Annotated in this window: 1 pseudogene; it reads left to right on the top strand. The window is 72.5% G+C overall.

The features are described from left to right. Window positions 1–128 precede the first annotated feature (128 nt). Window positions 129–571, top strand: a pseudogene (locus BHU15_RS37785) (alpha/beta hydrolase); the annotation flags it as partial.

The raw sequence follows: 571 nt of genomic DNA, 5'->3' as shown, positions 1-571 counted from the left end.
CAACAACCAAGCACCCCCCCTACCCAGGTACCACCCCCAACCTGGCTCCCCGGTGTGACGCCCCCGCGTACGTCGTGTTTCTACCTTCCTCCCGCCACACCCCGTGGCCACAACGAGGGAGACGCGAAATGCGCCGCTACACAAGGACCTTGGTCGCCGCCGCACTGATGGCCACCCTGGTGTCCGGGACCGCCGGCTGGGCCTCCGGGAGCGCGCAGCAGCCCGTCACGGGGCCACCGCCCGGCAGCGCCGCCTGGCGGGACGACGGCTCGCTCGGGCGGGCGCTGCCCGACCCGCAGGACGCGAGCCCCGCCCAAGTCGCCGCGTTCTTCGGCACGTTGAGCGACACCCAGCAGCAAGCGCTCGCGACCCGGCACCCCTCCGTCGTCGGCAACCTCGACGGCGCCCCCGTCCAGCTCCGTTACCGGGCCAACAGACTGGCCGTCCAGAAGGACCCCCGCTACGCGCGCCTCGCGGAGCCGGGCCGGCAGATCATCGCGTTCGACCCGAGAGGCCGCGGCACCGTCGCCGAGGTGTACGGGGATCTGCTGACGGACCGTCATGTGTCCGT

The organism is Streptomyces niveus, from assembly GCF_001723055.1.
In the GTDB taxonomy this organism is placed as follows: Bacteria; Actinomycetota; Actinomycetes; order Streptomycetales; family Streptomycetaceae; genus Streptomyces; species Streptomyces niveus.
The sequence above is the reverse complement of the archived record's forward strand: the minus strand, read 5'-3'. Positions and strand labels throughout refer to the sequence as shown.